15 protein-coding genes are annotated in these 17,916 nt (G+C 66.6%); 4 read left to right on the top strand and 11 right to left on the bottom strand.

Going from position 1 to position 17,916, the window contains the following annotated elements:
• Positions 1–2: 2 nt before the first annotated feature.
• The 11 genes from J8I82_RS07135 to J8I82_RS07085 form a co-directional block, all read right to left on the bottom strand.
• On the bottom strand, positions 3–695 hold the full coding sequence (locus J8I82_RS07135) for an ABC transporter ATP-binding protein (protein ID WP_209755764.1): 693 nt from the start codon (positions 693–695) through the stop codon (positions 3–5).
• 24 nt (positions 696–719) lie between these two features.
• Positions 720–1,937: an efflux RND transporter periplasmic adaptor subunit gene (locus tag J8I82_RS07130; protein ID WP_209755762.1), complete on the bottom strand. Its 1,218-nt coding sequence runs from the start codon at positions 1,935–1,937 to the stop codon at positions 720–722.
• Between the two features lie 286 nt (positions 1,938–2,223).
• Positions 2,224–2,583: an ArsR/SmtB family transcription factor gene (locus J8I82_RS07125; RefSeq protein WP_209755760.1), complete on the bottom strand. Its 360-nt coding sequence runs from the start codon at positions 2,581–2,583 to the stop codon at positions 2,224–2,226.
• Positions 2,552–3,016 carry an SRPBCC family protein gene (locus tag J8I82_RS07120; protein WP_209755758.1) on the bottom strand — a complete coding sequence of 155 codons (465 nt, stop codon included), beginning with the start codon at positions 3,014–3,016 and terminating at the stop codon, positions 2,552–2,554. Before J8I82_RS07120 ends, J8I82_RS07125 begins: the two co-directional genes overlap by 32 nt.
• Before the next feature lie 107 nt (positions 3,017–3,123).
• A complete protein-coding gene (locus J8I82_RS07115; protein WP_209755756.1) occupies positions 3,124–4,077 on the bottom strand; it encodes a PDR/VanB family oxidoreductase in 954 nt (317 codons plus the stop codon).
• Between the two features lie 73 nt (positions 4,078–4,150).
• A complete protein-coding gene (locus J8I82_RS07110; protein WP_431831536.1) occupies positions 4,151–5,770 on the bottom strand; it encodes a trimethylamine N-oxide permease in 1,620 nt (539 codons plus the stop codon).
• A 369-nt stretch (positions 5,771–6,139) separates the two neighbouring features.
• On the bottom strand, positions 6,140–6,442 hold the full coding sequence (locus tag J8I82_RS07105; RefSeq protein ID WP_209755752.1) for a CBU_0592 family membrane protein: 303 nt from the start codon (positions 6,440–6,442) through the stop codon (positions 6,140–6,142).
• A gap of 46 nt (positions 6,443–6,488) precedes the next feature.
• Complete coding sequence (locus J8I82_RS07100; protein WP_209755750.1) at positions 6,489–7,400, bottom strand: TorF family putative porin; 912 nt, start codon at positions 7,398–7,400, stop codon at positions 6,489–6,491.
• A gap of 174 nt (positions 7,401–7,574) precedes the next feature.
• The gene (gene betA / locus J8I82_RS07095) at positions 7,575–9,305 is read right to left on the bottom strand and encodes a choline dehydrogenase (RefSeq protein ID WP_209755747.1); all 1,731 of its coding nucleotides are present in this window, start codon (positions 9,303–9,305) and stop codon (positions 7,575–7,577) included.
• Positions 9,306–9,390: 85 nt separating this feature from the next.
• Entirely contained in the window at positions 9,391–10,857 is a 1,467-nt protein-coding gene (locus J8I82_RS07090; RefSeq protein WP_209755745.1) for an aldehyde dehydrogenase family protein, read from the bottom strand.
• A gap of 28 nt (positions 10,858–10,885) precedes the next feature.
• Positions 10,886–12,007 (bottom strand): aromatic ring-hydroxylating oxygenase subunit alpha, encoded by a 1,122-nt coding sequence (locus J8I82_RS07085; RefSeq protein ID WP_209755742.1) that lies wholly within the window; start codon positions 12,005–12,007, stop codon positions 10,886–10,888.
• A gap of 241 nt (positions 12,008–12,248) precedes the next feature.
• Here J8I82_RS07085 and J8I82_RS07080 point away from each other — a divergent pair, with 241 nt between their 5' ends.
• The 4 genes from J8I82_RS07080 (at position 12,249) to J8I82_RS07065 (ending at position 17,848) form a co-directional block, all read left to right on the top strand.
• Positions 12,249–13,736, top strand: coding sequence for a helix-turn-helix domain-containing protein (locus tag J8I82_RS07080; protein WP_209755740.1), 1,488 nt, complete (start codon positions 12,249–12,251; stop codon positions 13,734–13,736).
• A gap of 232 nt (positions 13,737–13,968) precedes the next feature.
• Entirely contained in the window at positions 13,969–14,952 is a 984-nt protein-coding gene (locus tag J8I82_RS07075) for a Bug family tripartite tricarboxylate transporter substrate binding protein (RefSeq protein WP_209755738.1), read from the top strand.
• Between the two features lie 14 nt (positions 14,953–14,966).
• Complete coding sequence (locus J8I82_RS07070) at positions 14,967–16,508, top strand: N-acyl-D-amino-acid deacylase family protein (RefSeq protein WP_209755736.1); 1,542 nt, start codon at positions 14,967–14,969, stop codon at positions 16,506–16,508.
• Entirely contained in the window at positions 16,505–17,848 is a 1,344-nt protein-coding gene (locus J8I82_RS07065) for an aspartate aminotransferase family protein (protein WP_209755734.1), read from the top strand. Before J8I82_RS07070 ends, J8I82_RS07065 begins: the two co-directional genes overlap by 4 nt.
• Positions 17,849–17,916: the final 68 nt, after the last annotated feature.

Here is a 17,916-nt window from a genome sequence, read left to right as displayed (position 1 = left end):
GGTCAGGCGACCTCGCCGCGGATCAGCTCGCCCTTCTCCAGGTGCACCAGCGAGCCCGCCGCCGCAGCGGCATGGGCATCGTGCGTGACCATGATGATGGTCTTGCCGAGTTCCGCGTTCAGGCGCTGCATCATCGCCAGGATTTCCGCGGCAGAGGTGCGGTCGAGGTCGCCGGTGGGCTCGTCGGCGACGATCAGCGACGGGTCGGTGATCAGCGCCCGCGCGATCGCCACGCGCTGCTGCTGCCCGCCCGACAGCTCGGACGGGTAGTGGCTCATGCGGTCTGCCAGGTTGACCATGTCCAGCACCAGCTCAACGCGCGCGCGCCGTTCTGCGCGCGGCAGGCTGGTCAGCATCAGCGGCAGCTCCACGTTCTCGAACGCGGTCAGCACCGGCATCAGGTTGTAGAACTGGAAGATGAAACCGACATTGGCCGCGCGCCAGTCGGCCAGCGCGGCTTCGGGCAGCTGCGTGATATCGAGCCCGGCCACTTGCAGCGTGCCGCTGTCGGGCCGGTCGATGCCGGCGATCAGGTTCAGCAGCGTGCTCTTGCCGGAGCCGGACGGACCCATCAGCGCGACAAAGTCGCCCTCGCCGATATCGAGCGAGATATCGGTCAGCACGGGCACGGTCTGCATGCCGCGCCGGTAGGATTTGGCGACGTGGCTGATGCGGACCAGCGGCGCGGCGCTCATGGGCTCATCCTCATGTGGTCACACTCAAGGCTTGGCAGGCGTGACGCGGTCGCCGTCGCCGAGCTTGTCGCCGGGCGACAGCACCAGCACGTCGCCGGGCTTGACGCCCTGCACCGCGACCAGCTCGCCGAGCTTGTCGCCGGTCTTGACCTGGGTTTCATGCGCCTTGCCGTCGCGGACCATGTAGACCACCTGCCGGCCCTCGCGCGTGACCACCGCTGCGCGCTGCACCGCGACCACCGGCTGGCGGTCCCGCGCCGTGGCGGCGCGCGACAGGAAGGCGATCTTGGCGCTCATGTCCGGCAGCACGCGCGCGTCGCGGTCGACAAAGCGCACCTTGACCAGCACCGTGGCCTTGGAGCGGTCCACCGTCGGCACGATGCGCGATACCTGGCCGGCCAGGCGCACGCCAGGCAACGCGTCGAGCAGCAATTCGCACGGCTGGCCGGCGCGAATTTTGGCGATATTGGATTCGGCGACGTCGGCTTCCACCTCCAGCGTCTCCATGTCGGCAATGGTCACGATCGCGCCCTTGGTGTCGGCGGCGGCAGAGAACGGCGTGATGTTGTCGCCGACGTTGGCATGCTTGACCAGCACCACGCCGTCGAACGGCGCGCGCACCACGGTCTGTTCCACCGCCACCTCGGCCGCGCGCGCATTGGCCTGCGCCGATGCGATCGACGCCTGCGAACTGCTGACCGAGGCCCTGGCCTTGTTATAGCGCGCGACGTCAGCATCGTACTGGTTGCGCGAGATCGCGTTCGGCCCGATCAGGATCTGCGAGCGGCGCAGGTTGACTTCCGCGTCCTTCAGTTCCGCCTGCTGCAGCGCCAGGTTGGCCTGCGCCACCTTGACCTGCGCCTGCGCCTGGGCGAAGGACGCGGACACGTCCTTGCTTTCCAGCCGCGCGATGACTTCGTCCTTCTTCACGCGCGAGCCTTCGAGCACGCCCAGCCATTCGAGCCGGCCCTGCGCCTTGGACGCGACTGCCGCCTTGCGCTGCGGCACGACATAGCCGGTGGCGTTGAGCAGCGTGAAATTCTGCGTGGGATAGGCGGATGTGACGGTGGTGGTCTGCACCGACCTCGGTCCGGCGAGCCTGACCGCGATGCCAAGCACGGCCAGCAGGATCAGCGCGATGACCGCATAGCGCAGCCATTTGCGCCGGGGGCGGACACGGACGCCGGGCGCGGCGGTGGCGCTGCGGTCGATTTTCAGCCTGGACAGGTCGTGGTCAGCCAATTGCGCGCTTCCTCCGGCAGGCCTGTCGCGATCGCGGGCCTGCGTGTTGCCGTGGTAGTGGGCGGGGGGCTTCCCAGTATAGCGGGGTGCGCGGGGGATTACATGCTGCGGCTTCGCTCTGCCTGGCAGCTGCTCCCTCCCCGCTTGCGGGAGAGGGTTGGGGAGAGGGCGGGAGCGTCACGCGAATGAAGTGCTGTCGTGCTTGCCACACGCCGGCCCTCTCCCTCGGCCCCTCTCCCGCGAGCGGGAAAGGGGAGCAAACCAGCGGCTCGCAGTGCGTCCCCAGCTAGTGATTCGTTTCCACCGCCAGCTTCAGCTTGCCCAGCGCAAACTCCCACTGCCTTCCGATCGCCTCCAGCGAGCGCCGCGCGGCCTCGACCTGCGCCGGCTCGAACATCCACAGCCGCTCGCGCCCGGTCTTGCTGTCGCGCACCAGCCCGGCCTGCGACAGCACCTGCAGGTGCTTGGTCACCGCCTGCCGTGTCATGGCGCTGCCGGCGGTCAGCTGCGCGATCGACATCGCGCCGCCCGCGCACAGCGCCGCCACCAGCCGCAACCGGGTCTCGTCGCCCAAAGCGGCAAAGACCGCCGCGGACTGCTGCAGGTCCAGCGCTTCAGGCGGCGCCGGTGACGTGCTTGTGGACATTCTTCACCTGTTGATCCCAGCCGCCGCTGTTCATGCGGAACGCTTCCATGCGGCGTTCTGGCGGAATCTGGTCGAAGCCCGACTCGACCACGGTCAGCATGGTGCCGCCGTCGACTTCGCGCAGCGTGAATTCCACCAGCGTGCTCGGTTCGTCGGAATAGTCGCGCCCGCGTTCCATGGGCGCGGGGTGCCAGCGCCAGGACAGCAGCTTTTCCGGCGCCACGCGTTCCACCTGCACGTCGAACTTCAGATATTCATAGCCGGGGTAGGTGATGCTGCCCACGGCGCGCCCGCCGGGTGTGAAGGTGGCGCCGTCGAACTTGACGCCGAACCAGCTGCCGAAGGTATCGGCATCGGCAAGCGCGTGCCAGACACGCGCGACGGGGGCTTCTATCAGGATGCTGCGCTCGATGCGGTCGGTTTCTGTGGGCATGTCCGGTCTCCTGGTTCAGGCGTTGATGTGCAACGCTGTGGTTGCATGTTAGGAGACCGGAGCGGGAAATGCAACCTGATGGTTGCTTGTTGTCCGGGGCAGGGAACTCAGAGATCGAGCACCAGCCTTTGCCCCTTGCACCGCGATACGCACAGCATCATGCTCTTCTGCGCTGACTTCTCCGCATCGGACAGGTACTGGTCACGGTGGTCCGCTTCGCCCGCCAAAATCACGGTCTCGCACGAGCCGCAGATGCCCTCGCGGCACATGCAGTCCACCTTGATGCCGGCCTTCTCGATCGCGCGCAGCAGGGATTCTTCGGCGCCAACCTGTAGTGTCAGCCCGCTCTTCTGCAGTACGGCCTCGAAGGCGCCGCCGGTGGCGTCCACCTCGTTGCGGAACTGCTCGAAGTGAATGCGGCCGGCATCCCAGCCGGCGGCGCGAGCGGCGTTGACCACGGCATCGTTCAGCGGGGCCGGGCCACAGACATAGACATGGGTGTCGGCCGGTTGCCTGCCGAGCAGCGCAGCGATGTCCAGCAGGTTGCCGGTATCGCTCTCATGCAGGTGCAGCTGATCCGGCCGAAGCGTGGCGGGCAGCACGTCCAGGAAGGCGGCCGACTGCGTGTTGCGGAAGCAGTAGTGCAGCTCGAAATGCGCGTTGCTTGCGGCCAGCGCCTGGATATGCGTCATGAACGGCGTGATGCCGATGCCGCCGGCGATCAGCAGATGGCGGCCGGCGCCGTGGTCCAGACCGAACAGGTTGGCCGGCGCGCCGATATGCAGTTCGTCGCCCTCGCGCACCTGCTCGTGCATGTAGCGCGAGCCGCCACGCGAGGCTTCTTCCAGCCGCACCGCGATCTGGTAGTGAGCGGGGTTGTCCAGCGCGCTGGTGAGCGAGTAGGCGTTGCGCAGCCGGCCGCTGTCCATATGGACCACGACGTGGCTGCCGCTGGAAAACGCGGGCAGCGCGCCGCCGTCGCAGGGTTGCAGGGTGAAGCGCTTGATGCCGGCGGCAAGCGGCTCGACGCGGCCGACGCGTACGCGGAGCGTGTCAGTCATGGCAATACCTCGGAATACAGGGAATATCAGGGGGTGAAGGCAGGCCGGCATGGCGCCGGCCCGTCACGGCAGATCAGGAGATCACGGTCAGCCGCGCGGCGATCCACACCACCAGCGCGCCTGCGATCAGCGCCACGTAGGGCAGCTTGCCGGCACGCGCATGCGGCAGTTCCATGTCGCGGCGCATCGACTCCGGGAAGCGGCCCTTGTCCTGGATGTAGTGGCGGTAGATGAAGACCGGCACGATCAGCAGCGCGGCGATCAGGCCGTTGCGCAGCGTGTTCTCGCCCTGGAAGTTGGCGCCTGCGCCGACAAAGGCCAGGTCGAAGAAGCCGCAGAACGCGCCCAGTGCCAGCAGCCAGTTCCTGCATTTGTACGGGCGGGCCCAGTCCGGCCGGTCCATGCGGTGGATCCAGCCCGCCTGCAGGTTCAGGAACACGAAGATCATGTAGCAGACGTTGCTGATCGACAGCACCGCCATGTAGTTCGACATCAGCAGCAGGAACAGGTTGAACAGCAGGTCCGTCCACATCGCGCGCGTCGGGGAGCCGTGCTCGTTCACGTGCGAGAGGTAGCGCGGCAGCCAGCCGTCGAGCGAGGCCTGGTACAGCGTGCGGGACGAACCCATCATCGAGGTCATCACGATCAGCAGGATCGCCAGCACCAGCATCACCACGATCACGTTGAACACCACCGCGCCGCCGCCGACGAACTTCGCCATTGCCGCGCCCACGCCGGAGCCGTCGACAATGTCCGGCGCCAGCATGCCTTGCAGGCCGAGCGAACCCTGGAAGGCGATCGGCACCGCGATAAACATGAACAGGCACAGCACGCCCGACCAGAAGATCGCCTTGAAGGTGTCCTTCTGCGGGTCCTTGAACTCGCGGGTGTAGCAGACCGCGGTCTCGAAGCCGAAGGTCGACCAGCAGGCCAGGAACATCGCGCCCATCGCCGTGCTGATGCCGGCCGCGTTCCAGCCGCCCAGCACCGCGGCGCCGGTGGTGTCGTGCGTCAGCGGCAGCAGCGGCAGGAAGCTGGTCGAGGGCATGTCGCCGGTGAACAGCGGCACCAGCGCGATCACCACCAGCGGCGTCAGCGAGGCAATGCCCAGGATGCGCTGCGTCGTGGCCGCGGCCGAGGCGCCGCTGTGCTGCAGCTTGAAAGTGATCAGCAGGAACGCGGTGGCCAGCAGGAAGGTGGAGTTCACCCGCAGCGTCAGGCCCTTGCTGACGAAGCCGAGGTCCACGAGTGTCAACTGCCAGGTGTTGATGACCGAATCGGCCGGGAACAGCGCGCTCAGCATGTAGCCAGCGGCCAGGCTCGTGCCCAGCGCCAGCATCGGCGACCACGCCACCCAGTTGCACCACACCGAGACCGGCGCGACGAACTTGCTGTAGCGCACCCAGCCGAGCGCGCCGTAGATCGAGGCGCCGCCCGATTTGTGCGGGTACAGCCCCGAGATCTCGGCGTAGACGAAGCTCTGGGCAAAGCCAACCAGGATCGCGAGGATCCAGATCACCCAGGCCGGGTTGCCGATGGTGGCGGACACGCCGCCGATGGTGAAGAGCACGCCGGCGGGCACGCCGCTGGTGACCCAGAAGGCGTCCTTCCAGGTCAGCGTGCGCTGCAGCTCATGGGATTGGGTTGGCTGGGTCTGTTGCTGCGCAGGGGCGAGCGGCGCCTGCGCGCCGATCGATAGCACGTCTTTCTGTGAATACACGAAATGTCTCCTTGCTTCCCGGTTGCCGTTTGTCTGGAGCGCGAACTCCGTCACGGTCTGCCGTCTGCGGTGGGTAGGTACTTGGGGTACTGCCTGCCGGTCGTTACGACGGTCGGGAATCTGTGGCGGGAATTCTGGGGGCGTTTCTCATCCTTGTCTCCTGTTGTCATCCCGGGGTTGCCGCGCGGCCCTGAATCAGGCGTTGCAGCGCCCCGTTTCTTGTCGATTCACTATTAGTAAATTACATCACCAATGGTGTTTCGGGTGAGTATAGGGAACGGCCCTGCGCCAAGGCAACGGGAGATTTGTTTCGCGTTGCATCTGGCACTGGCCGTGCCTTGATTACTGCTGCATTGGCTGCCCTGGACGCGGGCCGCCCAGCGTTTCCACTACCGGCCGCCCGGCCCGCCGGTTGCGCCACCATCCCAACAGCGTCAGTCCCAGCCAGAAGCACTGGGTCAGGAACGAGGCCAGGTTGAACGCGCCCGCCAGCGAGACCAGGATGCAGCTCGGCCCGATCACGTTGAGGACGACGGCCAGCCGGCCGGTCGGGGATTTGTGCAGGACCTGCACGGCAAAATGCGCGGCAACGTAGGCGGCAACGCCGACAAGTCCGGTCACGTCGGTAAGACCCAGGGAGGCCATGGTGGTGTGCTTCGTAAGGCAGTGGTACAGCGGTTGATGAATGCCGTCAGAACGTCTTGGTCAGCGAGACCAGGAACGTGCTTTTCAGCGGGTTGGACACCGCCGGGTTGCCGGAGGAGTCCAGCGCGCCGGTGGTGTAGTTGTCGTAGACGTCGGTGCGGCCCCAGCCGCGGGTATAGGCGCCGGTCAGCGTCCAGCCGCCTTCAAAGGCCTTGGACAGCGCCACGCGCACGTCGCGGAAGTTATAGGCGGCAAAGTTGCGCACGCGCTCCTGGCCGTAGTGCAGCAGCAGCGTGACGCCGTGTCCCAGGTCGAAGGTGCCGTTCACGTCGAGGTAGCCGGAGCCGCGGCTGTGCAGGTCGTTTCCGGTCATCAGCGAGGCGCTGTTATACCCGAAGTAGTCGGGCGTATAGGTCAGCCAGTACTTGACGTTGAACCACTTCCAAGTCAGCGAGGCGACCGCCTCGCCGTAGTTGTATCGGGTCTGCGCGTACTGCAGCTTCGCGCCCGGGTAGAGGTAGTAGTAGACCTGTCCGGCGTAGACGAAGTCGCCGACGGTGCCGGTATAGCCCGCATACAGGTCCCATTCGACCGTGCCACCCTCGATGAACTTGTCGCTGACGCTCGACATCCAGGTGCCCGCGGAGAAACCGCTGGGATGGGCGTAGTCGATGCCGCCCTGCACCGCGGGCTTGCCCCAGGTCTGGCGGAAGCCGCGCGAGACGTATTGCGAGGTCAGCGTCATGTTGGCGCTCCACGGCGACGCTGCCGCCGCGGTTTCGGCCGGCGGCACGGTGGCAGTGACTTGCGGCACCGGCGCAACGGCCAGCGTGGTGTCGCCGCCAGCCTGCGCCAGCGCGGGCGGCGCCTGGCACAGCAGCAGGGGCAGGGCGCCATACAGGGCGCCGTACAGGACGCTGTATGGGGCCCGTCTTGCAGCAAAGCATTTGCGCAGCATGGTTGTGTCTCCTCCTTGCAGCCGGTCTGGATTGTTTATGGATCGCCGGCTTTGGTGGTGTTCGAGCGCGGCGCGTCCGACAGGGCGCACGCTGCCCGCCGGGACCTCGGTCCCGGCAGCACATGTGCCGCAGTCAGGGTTCGGGCGGGATGCCCGCGCGCCGCGCCGCTCGGGTCAGGCAGGCATCGGCATGGGGATGCGCGCGGTGGGCGGCTGCGCTCGCTCCGCGCTAGCCTGCATGCGCGCAGGCGCCGCCTTGTAGTAAGGCGCCGTCGAACGCTGCAGCGGGGCGCGGCCTCGGATCACGTCGGCCAGCTTCTCGGCCATCATGATCGTGGGCGCATTCAGGTTTCCGGTGACGATCCTCGGCATGATCGAGGCATCGATCACGCGCAGGCCGGACAGGCCATGCACGCGGCCCTGGTTGTCGACCACCGCCATCGGGTCGGAGGCGTCGCCCATCTTGCAGGTGCAGGACGGGTGCAGCGCGGTCTCGGCATGCTCGCGCACGAAGGCGTCGATCTCGGCATCGCTCTGGATCATCATGCCGGGCTTGATCTCGCGGCCGCGGAACTGGTCCATCGCCTGCTGGCCGATGATCTCCCGCGTCAGGCGTACCGCCGCGCGGAACTCGCGCCAGTCGACGTCGTGCGCCATGTAGTTGAACAGCAGGCGTGGCTTCACGCGCGGGTCGCGGCTGGCCAGCTTGACAAAGCCGGTGCTGGGCGAGCGCATCGAGCCCACATGGCACTGAAAGCCGTGCGACTGGACGGGATTGCTGCCGTCGTAGTTCATCGCCAGCGGGATGAAGTGGTACTGCAGGTTGGGCCAGGCAAACTCGTCGCTGCTGCGGATAAAGCCGCCGGCCTCGAAGTGATTGGATGCGGCGATGCCGGTGCCGCGCAGGTACCACTCGATGCCGATCGGCGGCTTGTTCCACCACTTCAGCGCCGGGTACAGCGAGACTGGCCTGGTGCATTCGTATTGCAGGTACATCTCCAGGTGGTCCTGCAGGTTTTCGCCGACGCCCTTCAGGTCCGCGACGGCATCGATGCCGAACGCGCGCAGCTCATCCGCATTGCCCACGCCGGAGCGCAGCAGCAGTTGCGGCGAGGCCACCGCACCGTTGCTGACGATCACTTCGCGGCGCGCGCGGGCCTCGCGCACATGATCGCCCTGGAGGTACGACACGCCGATGGCGCGCTGCCCGGAGAACAGGATGCGGTCTGCCAGCGCACGGGTATGCACGGTCAGGTTGGGCCGGTCCTTCGCCTGGTCGAGGTAGGCCAGCGAAGTGCTGCAGCGGCGCCCGCCCGTGGTGGTAGTGCGGTCCATCGGGCCGAAGCCTTCCTGCCTGTAGCCGTTCAGGTCGTCGGTCTTGCCGTAGCCAGCCTGTTCGCCGGCCTTGATAAAGGCGCCGAACAGCGGGCTGATGTTCGCCTTCGGGGTGGTCACATGCAGCGGGCCGTTACCGCCGTGGTAGTCGTTGGCGCCCTTGTCGTAGGTCTCGGCCTTGCGGAAGTAAGGCAGGCAGTCGGCGTAGCTCCAGTTCTCCAGCGATCGGTTCTCCGCCCAGCCGTCATAGTCCATCGCGTTGCCGCGGATGTAGACCATGCCGTTGATCAGCGACGAGCCGCCCAGCCCCTTGCCGCGGCCCTGCGTCATGCGGCGGTTGTTCATGTGCGGCTCGGGCTCGGTGACGTAGGCCCAGTTGTAGGTGGTGCCCTGCAATGGATAGGCCAGCGCGGCCGGCATCTGCGTGCGCCAGTCCAGGCGCCAGTCGGGACCGCCCGCCTCCAGCAGCAGTACCGAGACACCGGCGTCCTCGGTCAGCCGCGCCGCCAGCACGCAGCCTGCCGAGCCGGCGCCGACGATGATGTAGTCGTACTCATGGATTGCCTGCATGGTGCAATCTCCTCGTTTGCGTGACGCCGTGCGTGGCGGCCCGGGGGCGGTGCCGCCGCGCACGCGATTGCGAAGTCAGCTGCGCTCAGGCGCCGAACCAGCCCATCGCCTTGGGGGCGAGGTTGATATAGCTGTGCTTGAGCTCGGTGTACTCGTCCAGGCCGATGCGGGCCAGCTCGCGGCCGATGCCGCTCGCCTTGTAGCCGCCCCACGGCGCTTCCGGGAAATACGGGTGGTAGTCATTGACCCACACCGTGCCGAAGCGCAGCGCGCGCGACATGCGGTTGGCCTTGTCCAGGTCGCGGGTCCAGACTGCGGCGGCCAGGCCGTACGGCGTGTCGTTGGCGGCACGCAGCGCTTCTTCCTCGGAGCGGAAGCGCTCGGCGGTGATCACCGGCCCGAAAATTTCCTCCTTCGCAATCTTCATCTCTGCCGTCACGTCCGCAAGCAGCGTCGGTTCCAGCCAGTATCCCTTCTTGTATACGTCGCCCGCCGGCCGCTTGCCGCCGTGGACCAGCCGCGCGCCTTCTGCGATGCCGGCCTGCACCATGCCGAGGATCTTCTCGTGCTGTTGCGCCGACTGCACCGGGCCCATCTGCGTTTCGCCGTGGAAGCCGTTGCCGATCACGATGCGCGGCAGGCGCTCGGCCAGCCGGTTGATGAATGCATCATAGATGCTGTCCTCGACCATCAGGCGCGAGCCGGCGGAGCAGACCTGGCCGGCGTGGAAGAACGCGGCGTTGAGCGCGTAGTCCACCGCGGCATCCAGGTCGGCATCGGCAAAGACGATGTTCGGGTTCTTGCCGCCCAGCTCCAGGCCGATGCGCTTGAAGTTGCCGGTGGCGGCTTTCATGATGCTCTCGCCGGCGTAGGCGCCGCCGGTGAAGGACACCAGGTCCACGTCCAGGCTTTCGGCCAGTTCCGCGCCGACTTCGGCGCCACCGGTGACCAGGTTGAACACGCCCGGCGGCAGGTTTAGCTCGGCCACCAGCTGGGTGAAGTGGTGCGTGGTCAGCGGCGTCAGGTTGCTGGGCTTGATCACCACCGTATTGCCCGCGCCCAGCGCCGGCGCGATTTTCCACGCCGCCTGCAGCAGCGGGTAGTTCCACGGCGTGATCAGGCCGCACACGCCGACCGGCTCGCGCAGCGTGCGGCTGATCACGTGGTGCGGCGCTTCGTTGACGGCGCCCGATTCCGACGCCACCAGCCCCGCAAAGTAGCGGAAGGTGGCGGCGATATCGCCCATGTCGGTGCGGCTTTCGGTCAGTGTCTTGCCGGTGTTGAGCGATTCGAGATGGGCCAGCTTCTCGGCGTCACGGTCGATCAGTTCGGCGATCTTGTTCAGCAGCCTGGCGCGGTCACGGATCGTCGTCTGGCGCCACGGACCGTCGAAGGCCTTGCGCGCAGCCGCGATGGCCAGGCGCGCGTCGGCGCGGGTGGCTTCGGCGGCCTGGGCGATCACGGATTCGTCGGCCGGGCTCACGATGGCGCGCGTGCCGTGGTCGATGGGCGACTGCCACTGGCCGTCGATATAGAGCTGGGTCTGGATCATTGCTGCGGTTCCGGTTGTTCTTGTGGGTTCAGGCGGCCAGGGCGTCGAGCACCATCTGCTGGAAGTGCTGCACGCCGTGCTCGCCGATGGCGGAAGTCTTGTCGTCGGTGACCAGCAGCGGGCCCTGCCCGTTGCGGTAGCCGCGCGACTTCAGGCCGCGCTGCACCGATTCGACGATGCTGAGGTCTTCCGGCTTGAGCACGTTCTTGTAGTAGTCGATCAGTTGCTCCTGCTCGGCGGTGGGCGTGCTGTCGCGGAAGTAGAACTCGAAGTGCTGGATGGTGGTGTCGGCATCCACCGGGAACATGTAGAACACGCCGTAGTTGCCGTCGCCCGGCAGCACGTTCAGCGTGACGTTGGGCCACAGCCAGTACGCGGCGAAGTCGGTGTTCGGGGCGTCGCTGTTATAGGTGAAGGCGTCGCTGCCCGAGCGGGTCTGGCCGACCTGGCTGGTGTAGAGGCCGCGCACTTCGTGCTGGTAGGTCTCCATCCTGATCGACTCGACCAGCGCGGGGTGCGCGGTCTGGCAGTGCAGGCATTCCAGGTAGTTGTCGACCACCACCTTCCAGTTGGCCTTCATCTCGTAGGTGAGCTTGTACGCCGGCACCAGCTTGTCCACGTCCGGGCAGCGCGCGCGGATCTCGTCGTTCAGGCCGGCCGCCAGCTCGGCCAGCGGCTTCGCATCCATGTCGAGGTTGACGAAAACCAGGCCGCAGAACTCTTCCACGCGCACCGGTGTCAGGCCGGCGTTGTCCTTGCAGAAGCCCGGCACGTTCTCGGCGTTGCGCACGTGGATCAGCTTGCCGTCCAGCCCGAAGGACCAGGCGTGGTAGGGGCAGGTGATCACGTTCTTCGCCTTGCCGGCGCCGTCGGCGAACAGCTCGTGCGCGCGGTGCGGGCACACGTTGTAGAACGCGCGCAGCACGCCGTCGCGGCCGCGCACCACGAACACGTTCTCGCCCGCCACCTTGGCCGTGGCGTACTGGTTGTTTTCGGCAACCTGGCTCTTGTGCATCACGCACACCCAGCTGCGGGAGAAGATCGTCTTTTTCTCATGCTCGAAGATCTCCGGCGAGGTGTAGTAGTAGGCCGGCAGCGTGTAAGCCAGCGACGTAGTGCTGCAGACAGGGGTGGTGGTGGTGTCCTGCATGGGGTGTCTCCTCGTTTGTCTCGGTCTGTGCGGTAGTTTTCGATTCACTATTAGTGAATTAAATTACCAGTAGTGATGTGAAGCGAAGTCTAGTGACGAGAGCGGGGAGTCTGCAATATTGGAAAAGCGATCTAATTCCGCCGCGCAATTGATCTAGGCTATTGATTCACGCGATTTACCGTGATGGTGTAAGGTTCGAGTTACTCAATTCACCACCGGTTGAAAAAAAGTAGGGGATGCCATGACCGAAGACACTTTTGCCACCCGCCTGAAAGGCGTGCTGGAGGGCAAAAGGATCATGCTCAAGCAAGTGGCCGAGGCCCTGTCGGTCTCGCCATCGGCGGTGCACAAGTGGACTCGCGGCGGCGAGATCGAATACGAGCGCCTGCTGGCGCTGGCGCGTTTCCTGGGCGTGAACTGGCTGTGGCTGCGCTACGGCGAGCAGGCCATCGCCGACCTGGAGGCTAGCAGCGGTTCCGATCCGCACATCAAGGAACTGCGCCAGAAGCACCTTGCCGAGATCATGGAAAGCGAGGCGCGGATGAAATTCGCGCAGGAAGTCTCGGGCATCGTCACCTGGGAATGGAACGTGCTGACCGATGGCCTGACGTATTCGTCCAACGACGTCACGCTGTTCGGCCGCCATATCCGCAACATGGATGACTTCTGGGTCTGCGTGCATCCGGCCGACGTGGCGCGGCTGAAAGAAGTCCTGGCGCGCACGCTGGGCGCGCAGGAAATGCACGAGTGGGAATTCCGCGTGGTCCATGAGGACGCGATGCGCTGGATCTCGTCGCGGGCCACGCTGGTGCGCGACTTCGACCAGCGCCCGGTGAAGATGATCGGCGTCAGCCTGGACATCACCGAACGCCGACGCGCCGAAGCCGCCCTGCGCCAGAACGAGGCACTGCTGGCCAAGGCGCAGGAGATCGCGCACCTGGGCGGCTGGACCTGGAACATCCAGACCGATGACTGCGCCTGGACAGACGAGGCCTACCGCATCTTCGGCTGGGCGCCGCAGGCGTTCAAGGTGACCATGGAGCGCTACCTGGCCTCGATCGTCGAGGAAGACCGCTCGCGCGTGCAGGCCGCCATTCGCGCGGCGACCGTCGACAAGGCGCCATACCGTGTCGACTACCGCATCACGCTGCCCGACGGCAGCCACCGCGACATCCACGAGGAAGGCGAGGTCACGCTGGACGAGCACGGCAATGCGCTGACCATGGTGGGCGCGTCGCAGGACGTTACCGAGCAGAAGCGCGTGGAGGCCGCGCACCGCGACAGTGAGGAACGCTTTCGCGCCACCTTCGAGCAGGCCGCGGTCGGGATCGCCCACGTGGACCTGAACGGCCACTGGTTGCGCGCCAACCGCAAGCTGTGCGAGATCCTGGGTTATGACAACGCCACGCTGGTGCAACGGACGTTCCAGGAACTGACGGTGCCGGAAGACCTGGAGGAAAACCTGGCGTTGTACCGGCGCCTGCTGGATGGCGAGGTCGAGACCTATACGCTGAAGAAGCGCTTTATCCGCGCGGATGGCGGCACGGTGTGGACCAAGGTCACCACGTCGCTGAGCCGGCGGCCTGGGGATGAGGGGCTGGCATACCTGATCGCGATCGTCGAGGCGCTGGACGAGGGCGCGATCGGGGCGAGCGACGATGGCGGCAAAGCTGTGGCGGCCCGCATGCCGCGCAAACGCGCGGGGGACAAGGCGCGCAGCCCCGCCTGAAGCGTTGCTGCGCAATTTGCCGGAAATCCGAAGCCTTTGTCGGGGCACGCACCTGTTGCAACGACTGTTTCATCTCGGCCGACGGTGTTTCCGGCAGCCGAGGCGCAAGGAGTGAAACAACGTATGTTTCGCGAAATATATGTAAGGAAACAACTGTTGCATTTGTTCCGGGGCTGACCCTATACTGCGGATGCCTACCCGCCGAAGGCATTCCTTCTCAACAGGGCCCCCTATGCAACACCAGCCAAGACGCCATTTCCTCGCCGCCATGCTCGGACTGGCCTGCGCCGGCCTGTCCGCCTCCGCCTTCGCAGCCGACAGCTACCCATCCCGCCCGATCCGGCTGGTCGTGCCCTCGGCAGCGGGCGGCAGCCCCGACGTACTGCTGCGCGCGCTGGGCGCCGAAGTCACCAAGTCCCTCGGCCAGTCCTTTGTGATCGACAACAAGCCCGGAGCCTCCGGCGTGATCGGCATCTCCGAACTGGAGCGCGCCGCGCCCGACGGCTATACGCTGGGCTATGCCAATAACGTCACGCTGTCGATCAACAAGAGCACCTTCCGCAAGCTGCCATACCGCCCGGATGCCTTCGTGCCGGTGGTGCTGCTGTTCAAGGTGCCCAACGTGATCGCCGTCAACCGCGACATGCCGGTCAAGACCTTTGCGGAGCTGGTGGCCTACATCAAGGCCAATCCCGACAAGGTCACCTATGCGTCGCCGGGACAGGGCACCTCCGGCCACCTGACCGGCCAGTTGCTCGCCGACAAGGCACGCCTGGCGTGGATGCACGTGGGTTACAAGGGCAGCCCGCAGGCCGCGACCGATGTGATGGCGGGGCAGGTCAACGTGCTGATCGACAACATGCCGACCATCCTGCCGCTGATCCAGGCCGGCAAGCTCAAGCCGCTGGCCGTGACCAGCCTGGCGCGCTCGCCGCTGCTGCCGGCGCTGCCGACCATTGCCGAGTCGGGCGTGCCCGGCTTTGAGAGTGTGGCGTGGGGCGGGCTGGTGGCGCCGCAAGGCACGCCACCCGAGGTGGTGGGCAAGCTCAACGGCGCCTTCAACCGTGCGCTGGCCAATCCCGCGATCAAGGAAAAATTCGCGTCGATGGGCGCGGAAACCGTCGGCGGCACGCCGCAGGCACTGTCCGGCTACGCCGCGCGCGAGACCGACAAGTGGGCGGCGGTAGTGCGTCAGGCCGGCATCATGCCGCAGTAGGCAGAGGAATGACGATGGCAGTGCAGCAATCCATGCCCGGACACGCCGACCTGGTGTTTCGGAACGCTAACGTGGTCGACGGCACCGGTGCGCCGCGGCGCGTCGCCGACGTGGCGGTGGCGGGCGACCGCATCGTGGCCGTCGGCGACTGCGGCGCGGTGCGCGCGGCGCGCAGCGTCGATGCCGCCGGCCGCGTGCTGGCGCCGGGCTTTATCGATGCCCATACGCATGACGACGGCTACTTGCTGGTGCACCGGGACATGACGCCCAAGGTTTCGCAGGGCATCACCACGGTCGTCACCGGCAATTGCGGCATCAGCGTGGCGCCCTTGCTGAGCAGCGCGCCGCCGCAGCCGCTGGACCTGCTCGGGCCGGCCGAGTTGTTCCGCTTCGATACCTTCGCGCAGTGGCTTGACGCTTTGCGCGCCACGCCGGCCAACGTCAACGTGGTGCCGTTGCTGGGCCACTCCACGCTGCGCGTGCGTGCCATGCCGCAACTGGACCGCGCCGCCACCGAGGCCGAGATCGCCGCCATGCGCGACGAAGTCGGGCTGGCGATGGCAGCAGGCGCGTTCGGCGTGTCGACCGGCACCTTCTACCCGCCAGCGGCCGCAGCGACCGAGGCCGAGATCATCGCCGTCTGCGAGCCGGTGCGCGTGCATCGCGGCCTGTATTCCACGCATCTGCGCGACGAAACCGACCAGATCGTGCCGTCGATCGAAGAGGCGCTGCGCATCGGCCGCGCGCTGGATTGCCCGGTGGTGTTCTCGCACCACAAGGTGGCTGGCAAGCGCAACCACGGGCGCTCGCTCGAAACGCTGCGCCTGCTCGCCGACGCCGCGCGGCTGCAGCCGCTGTGTCTGGACTGCCATCCGTATCCGGCCACTTCGACCATGCTGCGGCTGGACCGCGTGCGCCAGTCCACTCGCACCATGATCACCTGGTCAACCGGCTATCCGGCTGCGGGCGGGCGCGACTTCCACGAACTGATGCAAGAGCTCGGCCTGGACGAAGATGCGCTGCTGGAAAAGCTGCGCCCCGCCGCGGCGATCTACTTCATCATGGACGAGCGCGACGTGGAACGGATCGCGCAGTTTCCGCTGACGGTGTTCGGCTCGGACGGCCTGCCCTTCGACCCGCGCCCGCACCCGCGCCAGTGGGGCACGTTCCCGCGCATCCTCGCGCGCATGGTACGCGAGGACCAACTGATGACGCTGGAGACGGCGATCCACAAGATGTCGGGCCTGGCCGCGCAACAGTACGGCCTGCAGGATCGCGGACAGATCGCGCGGGGCGCCTTTGCCGACCTGGTCCTGTTCGATGCCGACCATGTGCAGGACCGCGCCACCTTCAAAGATCCGCTGCAGCTCAGCACCGGCATCCATGGCGTCTGGGTCAATGGCGCGCAGGTATGGGAGCAAGACGCACAGGCAAACGGCAATGGGCGCGCGCTCCCCGCATTCACCGGCCGCGTGCTGCAGCGCCGGCCCGCACAACCATCATCCGCCGCGCGCCACGAAGCGCGAAAAGGCACTGCCACTTCAATACCATCATGACCCACGTATTCCATCGCAATCCGCGCCAGACATTGCCCGTCGCCATTGCCGGGCAGGGGATCGAACTGATCGACAGCGCAGGCAAGCGCTACCTCGATGCCTCCGGCGGCGCCGCCGTGTCGTGCCTGGGGCACGCGCACCCGCGTGTGATCGAAGCGATCAAGTCGCAGCTTGACACCATCGCCTACGCGCATACCTCGTTCTTCACCACCGAGGTGTCGGAAACGCTGGCCGAAACGCTGGCGCAAGCCGCGCCCGGAGATCTCGACCATGTGTATTTCGTGTCGGGCGGCTCCGAGGCCGTGGAATCGGCGCTGAAGCTGGCGCGCCAGTACTTCGTCGAGGTGGGCCAGCCGGACCGCCGCCATTTCATCGCGCGCCGCCAGAGCTACCACGGCAACACGCTCGGCGCGCTGGCGATCGGCGGCAATGCGTGGCGGCGCGAACCGTTCCTGCCGCTGCTGGTGCCGGCGCACCACGTCTCGCCGTGCTACGCCTATCGCGACCAGCAGGCGGGCGAGACCGACGCGCAGTACGCACAGCGGCTCGCCGACGAACTCGAAGCGAAGATCCTGGAACTGGGGCCGGAAACCGTCGCCGCTTTCGTCGCCGAAACGGTGGTCGGGGCTACCGCGGGCGCGGTGCCGCCGGTGGCCGACTACCTGAAGCGCGTCCGCGCCGTGTGCGACAAGTATGGCGTGCTGCTGATCCTGGACGAAGTGATGTCCGGCATGGGTCGCACCGGCTACCTGTTCGCGTGCGAAGAGGATGGCGTGGTGCCGGATATCGTCACCATTGCCAAGGGCCTCGGTGCCGGCTACCAGCCGATCGGGGCGATGCTCTCGACGCGCCGCGTCTATGACGCCATTGTCGGCGGCAGCGGCTTCTTCCAGCACGGCCATACCTACATCGGCCATGCCACCGCCTGCGCGGCGGCGCTGGCGGTGCAGCGCACGATCGCCGAAGACAAGCTGCTTGCCAAGGTGCTGGCCCGCGGCGAACAACTGCGTGCGCGGCTGTGCGAGGCGCTGGGCGAGCATCCCAACCTGGGCGACGTGCGCGGGCGCGGGCTGTTTGTCGGCGTGGAGTTCGTCGCGGACCGCGACAGCAAGGCGACGCTCGATCCCGCGCTGAAGACGCATGCGCGGCTGAAGTCTGCGGCGATGCAGAACGGGTTGCTGGTCTATCCGATGGGTGGCACGGTGGACGGCGTGCGCGGCGACCATGTGTTGTTTGCGCCGCCGTTCATCTGCACCGAACGGGATATCGACAATATCGTGGAGCGCTTTGCTGCGGCGGTGCAGGCGGTGCTGCCGGTTGGGGTGGCTGCGGCGGTGTAAGGCAGTAACGCGGCGAAGGCCGCTTGGGAAGGCCGAGGACAGATCCCATTCCGTCGGCTTGCTCCCCT

This window comes from Cupriavidus consociatus (assembly GCF_017814975.1).
GTDB lineage: Bacteria > Pseudomonadota > Gammaproteobacteria > Burkholderiales > Burkholderiaceae > Cupriavidus > Cupriavidus consociatus.
The sequence above is the reverse complement of the archived record's forward strand: the minus strand, read 5'-3'. Positions and strand labels throughout refer to the sequence as shown.